Here is a 5680-nt window from a genome sequence, read left to right as displayed (position 1 = left end):
CGCGCTTGGCCCAAGGCTTGCGATCACCGTCCTGACGCGGGGCGTAGGGCTTGCGGTCCCCATCTTCGCGCTTGGCCCAAGGCTTGCGATCACCGTCCTGACGCGGAGCGTAGGGTTTGCGGTCTCCGTCTTCGCGGTTGGCCCAAGGCTTGCGGTCGCCGTCCTGACGCGGGGCGTAAGGTTTGCGGTCACCATCTTCGCGCTTGGCCCAAGGCTTGCGATCACCGTCCTGACGCGGGGCGTAGGGCTTGCGATCACCGTCTTCGCGACGTGCAAACGGCTTACGATCACCATCCTCGCGACGGGCAAACGGCTTGCGATCACCATCCTCGCGACGGGCGAACGGCTTGCGATCACCATCCTCGCGGCGGGCGAACGGCTTGCGGTCACCGTCTTCGCGGCGGGCAAAACCGCCACGGGTGTCACGGCTGTCGTCCGAGCGGCGGCTTTCGGCGCCGCGGTCGCGGAACTCACGCGGCTTTTCTTCGACATCTCCGGTCAGAATGCCGCCCAGCTGATCACGCAGCGCGCGACGTTTGACTTCGCGAACCTCGTTCACTTCCATGCCGGTCAGTTTGAACGGGCCATAGCCGATACGGATCAGGCGGTTCACGATCAGCCCGACATGGGCCATCGCGCGGCGGATCTCTCGGTTTTTGCCTTCGCGGATGCCCACGGTCAGCCAGGCGTTGGCGCCTTGCTGGCTATCCAGACGGATCTCCATCGGCTTGAAGTCCTCGCCATCGATGGTCGGACCACGGCGCAGCGGATCAAAGGTCAGGTCGCTGGGTTGGCCGTTCACACGCACGCGGTAGCGGCGCAGCCAGCCCGTCGTCGGCAGCTCCAGGCGGCGCTTCAGCTCGCCGTCATTGGTCAGCAGCAACAGACCTTCAGAGTTAAGGTCAAGCCGGCCGACCGTCATGACGCGCGGCAAATCACGCGGCAGAGCGTCAAAAACCGTCTGGCGGCCTTTCTCATCGGATGCAGAGGTCACCAGCCCGGCGGGCTTGTAATACATCCACAGACGGGTTTCTTGCGGCGCTTCCATCTCGACGCCGTCGATCTTGATCTTGTCAGTGGCCAAAACGTCCAATGCAGGGCTTTTGATCTTCTGGCCGTTCACGGTGACGCGGCCTTCGATGATCATACGCTCGGCTTCACGCCGCGATGCGACGCCTGCACGCGCCATAACCTTGGCGATCCGCTCGGCTTCGGCCGCAGGGGCAGCCTCGGGGACCACGGCGCCTGCACTATCAGAATTTTCTGTGATTTTATTGGGCTGTGCTGGGACAGTACCCTCGGATTCGGGGGTCGAATTTTCTTCGGTCATATCGATCTCCTGCGCATCGCTGCGGTGGCAAAGACGCCGCTCTATACCCAACGCCGCAAAGTGCAAAGCAGTTCTTGCGCCAAAGGCAAATCCAGAGTGAATAGCAGCTATGATCCAGCCGCCTTTCCATAGCCACATGCCCCTGGCCCTGGCCCAAGCCCAAGCCGCCGCACAGCGCGGCGAAGTGCCGGTGGGGGCGGTCCTGCTGGGCGCCGATGGGCGCGAACTGGCGCGCGCAGGCAATCGCACGCGCGAGCTATGCGATCCCACCGCCCATGCCGAGATCCTTGCCATCCGTCAGGCCTGCGCGCTGGTCGGATCCGAGCGCCTGCCCGGCGCCACGCTTTGGGTAACGCTAGAGCCATGCCCGATGTGTGCCGCAGCAATTTCCGCCGCGCGCATCGCCACGCTTTACTATGGCGCCCAGGACGCGCGCATGGGTGGGGTCGCCCATGGCGCGCGGGTATTCGATCATCCCCAATGCCATCATCGCCCCGAGGTCTATGAGGGGTTTTTAGCCGAACAATCCAAAGCCCTGCTGCAAGGCTTCTTTGGCGGTCGGCGCTGAAACGGGCGTTCTACTTTTTACCTATCCACCCTTAGCACTGCTTGCGCTGCAACGCAGCATCATCAAAGATGCCCGGATTCAGCCTTGGGGGAATGTGCGTGTTCAGGAAAATCCTTATCGCCAACCGTGGAGAGATTGCCATTCGCGTGATGCGGGCGGCAAACGAGCTTGGTAAAAAAACCGTCGCCGTCTATGCCGAAGAGGACAAGCTGGGCCTGCACCGCTTCAAAGCCGATGAGGCCTATCGCATCGGCGAGGGGCTGGGTCCGGTCGCAGCCTATCTGTCGATCCCCGAGATCATCCGCGTGGCCAAGCTGTCGGGCGCAGATGCCATCCATCCGGGCTATGGGCTTTTATCGGAAAATCCGGATTTCGTTGATGCCTGCACCGCAGCCGGGATCACCTTCATCGGCCCCTCGGCTGATACGATGCGCGCGCTTGGCGACAAGGCCTCGGCGCGTCAGGTCGCGATCGCAGCAGGGGTTCCGGTCATTCCGGCAACCGATGTGCTTGGCGATGATTTCGACGCCATCAAGCGTCAGGCCGCCGAAGTCGGCTATCCTTTGATGCTCAAGGCCAGCTGGGGCGGCGGCGGTCGCGGGATGCGTCCGATCAATGCCGAATCCGAGCTGGTCGAAAAGGTTCGCGAAGGCCGCCGCGAGGCCGAAGCGGCCTTTGGCAATGGCGAGGGCTATCTGGAAAAGATGATCCTGCGTGCGCGCCACGTCGAGGTGCAGCTGCTGGGCGACAGCCATGGTGGCCTTTATCACCTTTACGAGCGTGACTGCACCGTGCAGCGCCGCAACCAAAAGGTGGTCGAGCGCGCCCCTGCCCCCTATCTAAGCGAAGCCCAACGCGCCGAGGTCTGCGAGCTGGGCCTGAAAATCGGTCGGGCCGTCGGCTATCAGAACGCGGGCACGGTCGAGTTCTTGATGGATATGGACAGCCAGAAGTTCTATTTCATCGAAGTGAACCCACGCGTTCAGGTCGAGCATACCGTGACCGAAGAGGTAACGGGGATCGATATCGTTCAATCCCAGATCCTGATCGCCGAAGGCGCAACCCTGGCGCAGGCCACCGGTATTCCCAGCCAGTCAGAGATCCACCTGCAAGGCCATGCGCTTCAGTGCCGCGTGACGACCGAAGATCCGCTGAACAATTTCATTCCCGATTATGGCCGCATCACGGCCTATCGCTCGGCCACCGGCAATGGCATCCGACTGGACGGAGGCACCGCCTATTCGGGCGGCGTCATCACCCGCTATTACGATTCGCTGCTGGTAAAAGTCACCGCCCATGCCCAGACGCCTGAAAAGGCGATCGCGCGGATGGACCGGGCGCTGCGCGAATTTCGTGTGCGCGGCGTGGCCACCAATATCGATTTTGTCATCAACTTGCTCAAACATCCGACCTTTCTGGATGACACCTATACGACCAAGTTCATCGACACGACCGAGGATCTGTTCCACTTCCGCAAGCGCCGTGACCGTGCGACCAAACTGCTGATTTACATCGCAGACATCACCGTCAACGGTCATCCGGAAACCGCAGGCCGCCCGCGCCCGCCTGCCGACGCCCGCAAGGCCGTTGCCCCGCCCCCCAATGCCACCCCCGCCCCCGGCACGCGCCAGCTGCTTGAGGCTGAGGGCGCCAAAGCGGTGGCCGATTGGATGCTGGCGCAAAAGCGCCTGCTGATCACCGATACGACCATGCGCGACGGACACCAGTCGTTGCTGGCCACGCGGATGCGCTCGCTGGACATGATCAAGGTTGCGCCCAGCTATGCGGCCAATCTGCCCGATCTTTTCTCGGTCGAATGCTGGGGCGGCGCGACCTTTGACGTGGCCTATCGCTTCTTGCAGGAATGCCCGTGGCAACGCCTGCGCGACCTGCGCAAGCGTATGCCCAATCTGATGACCCAAATGCTGCTGCGTGCGTCAAACGGGGTGGGTTACACCAACTATCCCGATAACGTCGTGCAATCCTTTGTCGATCAGGCCGCCAAGACCGGCATCGATGTGTTCCGCGTCTTTGACAGCCTGAACTGGGTCGAAAACATGCGCGTCGCCATGGATGCCGTGATCGAGACCGGCAAGATCTGCGAAGGCACGGTCTGCTATACCGGCGACATTCTGGACCCGGACCGCGCCAAATATGACCTGAAATACTATGTCGATATGGGTCGGCAATTGCGCGATGCGGGCGCCCATGTGCTTGGCCTAAAAGATATGGCGGGCCTGCTCAAGCCGGGTGCCGCGCGTGCTTTGGTCAAAGCCCTGAAAGAAGAGGTCGGCCTGCCGATCCACTTCCACACCCATGACACAAGCGGCATAGCTGGCGCCTCGATCCTGGCGGCCGCCGAGGCGGGCGTTGATGCGGTTGATGCGGCAATGGATGCTTTCTCGGGGGGCACCTCACAGCCAGCGCTTGGCTCGATCGTCGAGGCGCTGCGCAATACCGATCGCGACACCGGCCTGGACATCAGCGCCATCCGCGCGATCTCGAACTATTGGGAGGCGGTGCGCGAACAATATGCCGCCTTCGAATCGGGCAATCAGGCCCCGGCCTCTGAGGTTTACCTTCACGAAATGCCGGGCGGCCAGTTCACCAACCTCAAGGCACAGGCGCGTTCGATGGGCCTTGAGGAACGCTGGAGCGAGGTCGCCCAGACCTATGCCGATGTGAACCAGATGTTTGGTGACATCGTCAAAGTCACCCCCTCCTCCAAGGTCGTGGGGGATATGGCGCTGATGATGGTGGCGCAGGGCCTGACCCGCGCTGAAGTCGAAGATCCCGCCAACGAGGTCTCCTTCCCTGATTCGGTCGTCGACATGATGAAGGGCAATCTGGGCCAACCTCCGGGCGGCTGGCCGCCGGCCCTGCAAAAGAAGGTGCTGAAAGGCGAGACAGCCCTGACCACGCGCCCGGGAGCCTCAATGCCTCCCATCGACCTCGAGGCCGTTCGCGACACCCTGTCTGCCGAACTCGAAGGCAAGACCATCGATGATGAGGACCTGAACGGCTATCTCATGTATCCCAAGGTCTTTCTCGACTATATGGGGCGCCATCGCATGTATGGCCCGGTGCGCGCGCTGCCGACCCAAACCTTTTTCTATGGGATGGAACCGGGTCAGGCGATTACGGCGGAAATCGATGCGGGTAAAAATCTGGAAATTCTGTTCCAGACCATCGGTGAAACCGACGAAAATGGCGATGTGAAAGTCTTTTTCGAGCTGAACGGCCAACCGCGCGTTATCCGCGTGCCCAACCGCCTGATCAAAGCCCAGACCAAAGCGCGCCCCAAAGCAGACCCCGCCAACCCCTCTCACCTGGGGGCACCAATGCCGGGGGTGATCGCCAGCGTCGCCGCTTCGGTCGGACAAAAGGTCAAAACCGGCGACCTGCTGTTGACCATCGAGGCCATGAAAATGGAAACCGGCATCCACGCCGACCGCGAAGGCATCGTCAAAGCGGTCCATGTCAGCCCGGGCAACCAGATCGACGCCAAGGATCTGATGATCGAAATCGAATAACCAACCAAAGGGGCGCAGACTTGCGCCCCTTTATCTTGACGCATTGGCGCGACTGCTCGGGCCGCCGCTTTGCTCCCGCGCAGCAGTACCATTCCACTGCCCACACCGCCCCTGATCGAGTTTTCTCGCAAGCCCGCATTTTTACCCTTGTAGTCCAAGCCGAGCTCGCATAAATCACCCCCCATCGGCAGGGAATACTTGCTGGTACGGAGTGCGGGCGTAGCTCAGGGGTAGAGCATAACCTTGCCA

3 protein-coding genes are annotated in these 5680 nt (G+C 61.7%); 2 read left to right on the top strand and 1 reads right to left on the bottom strand.

Annotated elements, in window-relative coordinates; translation table 11 throughout:
• Nucleotides 1-1330: pseudouridine synthase (locus RTS12_RS19925; protein ID WP_409455723.1), on the bottom strand; the 1330-nt coding region annotated here is incomplete at its 3' end.
• Nucleotides 1331-1439: 109 nt separating this feature from the next.
• On the opposite strand from RTS12_RS19925, the gene RTS12_RS19920 reads away from it, so the two are divergent.
• Nucleotides 1440-1898, top strand: a complete 459-nt coding sequence (locus tag RTS12_RS19920; RefSeq protein WP_312531763.1) for a nucleoside deaminase — start codon at nt 1440-1442, stop codon at nt 1896-1898.
• 92 nt (nt 1899-1990) lie between these two features.
• Entirely contained in the window at nt 1991-5431 is a 3441-nt protein-coding gene (locus RTS12_RS19915) for a pyruvate carboxylase (RefSeq protein ID WP_312531765.1), read from the top strand.
• The last annotated feature ends 249 nt before the right edge of the window (nt 5432-5680 follow it).

The organism is Paracoccus sp. (in: a-proteobacteria), from assembly GCF_032007265.1.
Classification (GTDB): domain Bacteria; phylum Pseudomonadota; class Alphaproteobacteria; order Rhodobacterales; family Rhodobacteraceae; genus Paracoccus.
Note: the sequence above shows the minus strand (reverse complement) of the source record. Positions and strands in the feature narration are given on the sequence as shown.